The organism is Micromonospora sp. NPDC004336 (genome assembly GCF_053602615.1).
This window is the reverse complement of sequence record NZ_JBSGDY010000316.1, coordinates 1-2,967: the sequence shown is the minus strand read 5'-3', so window position 1 is coordinate 2,967 and position 2,967 is coordinate 1. Positions and strand designations below refer to the sequence as shown.

At 79.0% G+C, this 2,967-nt stretch carries 2 protein-coding genes; both read left to right on the top strand.

Features of this window, described 5'->3' with window-relative positions; translation table 11 throughout:
* Positions 1 to 99 precede the first annotated feature (99 nt).
* The gene (locus tag ACWENR_RS30265; protein WP_452280355.1) at positions 100 to 2,112 is read left to right on the top strand and encodes a DEAD/DEAH box helicase; all 2,013 of its coding nucleotides are present in this window, start codon (positions 100 to 102) and stop codon (positions 2,110 to 2,112) included.
* Positions 2,109 to 2,912 (top strand): SWIM zinc finger family protein, encoded by an 804-nt coding sequence (locus ACWENR_RS30260; protein ID WP_452280354.1) that lies wholly within the window; start codon positions 2,109 to 2,111, stop codon positions 2,910 to 2,912. Before ACWENR_RS30265 ends, ACWENR_RS30260 begins: the two co-directional genes overlap by 4 nt.
* Positions 2,913 to 2,967: the final 55 nt, after the last annotated feature.

The following is a 2,967-nucleotide window of genomic DNA, read 5'->3' as shown; positions in this document are numbered from 1 at the left end:
ACCTGGCCGGCACCGCGGTCGCCTGGTACCTGCTCTACACCCGGACGCTGGGCGCCCACCGGATCGCCGCCGCGCTGGGCGCCGGCCTCTGCGGCCCCGGTGCCCGGCTTCCCACCCGCGTCCCGCGACGCCACGCTGCTGGCCCTGCGCCACGCGGCACGGTCGTGGCCGCCCCTGGCCGGGCTGCTGGAGACGGCCGTGCCCGACGCGACGGCGCTGACCGACGCCGACGTCGTCGACCTGGCCGCCGGCGCGGCGGCCCGCCTCGCCGCCGACGGCGTCGGCGTGCACTGGCCGGCCGGCCTCGACCGCGGCCTCACCACCTCGGCGGTGCTGCGCGCCCCGGCCCGCCGCGCCGGCGGCCCCGGGCTGCTCGCCGAGCCCGACGGCCTGACGCTGCGGTGGCGGCTGAGCCTGCACGGCACGCCCCTCACCCCGGCCGAGGTCGCCCGGCTCGCCGACGCGCACCGGCCGGTGGTGCGGCTGCGCGAGCGGTGGGTGCTGGTGCCCCCGGACCTGGCCCGCCGCGCCCGCGACCCGCACGCCGCGACGCTGAGCGCGATGCCCGCGCTGCGCGCCGCGCTGACCGGCGCCGCCGACGTCGACGGCGAACGCGTCGACGTGAGCACCGAGGGCTGGCTGGCCGACATCGCCGCGCGCCTCGCCGACGGCGACACCGCGCCCCCGGTGCCCCCGCCGGCCGGGCTGACCGCGACCCTGCGCGACTACCAGCGGCAGGGGCTGCGCTGGCTGGCCCGGCTGACCGCCCTCGGCCTCGGCGGCTGCCTCGCCGACGACATGGGACTGGGCAAGACCGTCACCCTCATCGCCCTGCACCTGCACCGGCAGGCCGACCCCGCCACCGCCGGCCCCACCCTGGTGCTGTGCCCCGCGTCGCTGCTGGGCAACTGGGAACGGGAGATCCGCCGCTTCGCCCCCGGCGCCGACGTGCGCCGCTTCCACGGCCCCGACCGCCACCTCGACGACCTCGACGGCGGATTCGTCCTGACCACCTGGGCCACCCTGCGCCGCGACGCGGCCCGGCTGGCCGCCCGCCGGTGGCCGCTGCTCGTCGCCGACGAGGCCCAGCACGCGAAGAACCCGCACTCGGAGACCGCGGTGGCGCTGCGCGCGATCCCCGCCGCCGCCCGGGTCGCCCTGACCGGCACCCCGGTCGAGAACGACCTCACCGACCTGTGGGCGATCCTGGACTGGACCACCCCCGGCCTGCTCGGCACCCTGACCGAGTTCCGCGCCCGCTGGGTGAAGCCGGTGCAGACCGACCGCGACCCCGACGCCGGCCGCGACCTGGCCCGCCTCGTCGGGCCGTTCCTGCTGCGCCGCCGCAAGAGCGACCCCGGCATCGCCCCGGAACTGCCCGGCAAGACCGAGACCGACCAGCCCGTCGCGCTCACCGCCGAACAGGCCGCCCTCTACCAGGCGTGCGTGGCCGAACTGCTCGACGCGATCGCCGACACCGACGGCTTCGCCCGACACGGGCTGGTGGTCAAGCTGCTCACCGCGCTCAAGCAGATCTGCAACCACCCCGCCCAGTACCTGCGCCAGGACGCGCCCCTGGCCGGCCGCTCCGGCAAGCTCGACCTGCTCGACGAACTGCTCGACACGATCCTGCCCGGCGGCGGCGCGGTCCTCGTGTTCACCCAGTACGTCGCGATGGCCCGGCTGCTGCACCGGCACCTGACCGACCGGGGCGTCGGCGCGCTGCTGCTGCACGGCGGGCTGCCCGTCGCCGCCCGCGACGACCTGGTGCGGCGGTTCGACGCCGGTGAGGCGCCGGTGTTCCTGCTGTCGCTGCGCGCCGCCGGCACCGGCCTGAACCTGACCCGCGCCGACCACGTCGTGCACTACGACCGGTGGTGGAACCCCGCCGTGGAGGACCAGGCCACCGACCGGGCGTACCGGATCGGGCAGACCCGGCCGGTGCAGGTGCACCGGCTCATCGCCGAGGGCACCGTCGAGGACCGCGTCGCCGCCCTGCTCGCCGGCAAGCGGGAACTCGCCGAGGCCGTCCTCGACGCCGGGCCGGCGGCCCTGGCCGCGCTCAGCGACACCGAACTGGCCGACCTGGTGACCCTCGGAGGCGACCGATGACCCCCCGCGGCTTTCCCGCCTTCCCGCCCGGCCGGGCCCGCCGCCCCCGCACCTGGTGGGGCACGGCGTGGAACCGGGCGTGGGAGGCCGACGCCCTCGATGACGGGCCGCTGCGCGCCGGACGCCGGCTGGCCGCCGCCGGCCACGTCGGCGCGATCACCGTCAGCCCAGGCCGGCTCGCCGCCGCCGTGCACGACGGCGACACCGAGCAGCCGTACGCCACCCGCGTGCGGGTCGCCCCGATCGGCGACGCGGACTGGCGCCGCCTGGCCGGCGAGGTGGCCGCCCGCGCCGGGCACCAGGCGGCGCTGCTGGCCGGGCAACTGCCCCGTGACCTGGCCGACCTGACCGGGGTGCGGCTGCTGCCCGGGCTGGGCGAGGTGACCCCGGAGTGCGACTGCCCGGAGTGGGACCATCCCTGCCGGCACGCCGCCGCGCTGTGCCACCAGGTGTCCTGGCTGCTCGACACCGACCCCGCCCTGCTGCTGCTGATCCGGGGCCGCGACGCCGCCACGCTGCTCGCCGCCGCGCCCACGCCCGGCCACCTCGACACGGCGCCGCGCGAGGACCCCGCCCCCGGCGCCACCGCGACCCGGCGCCCCGACGCGCCGGACGCGTTGGGGACGGCCGCCGCCGAGGCGTACGCCGGGCCGACGCCGCCCCCGCCGCCACCACCGGGGCCGGCGGGCGCGCCGATCCTGCCGCTGCTGCCGCCGGGCCCCGACGTGGACGTCGACGCCCTGCGCCGCCTCGTGGCGGTGGCCGCCGACCGGGCGGCGGCGCTGCTGCGGCGGGACTGACAGCCCGGGCAGGCCGGGGGTCGTGGCGATGCCGGGGACGGGCCGGCCGGCATCC

Coding starts and splice junctions, on each gene's coding strand:
- ACWENR_RS30260 (WP_452280354.1), top strand. CDS start 2,109: ATGACCCCCCGCGGCTTTCCCGCCTTCCCGCCCGGCCGGGCCCGCCGC.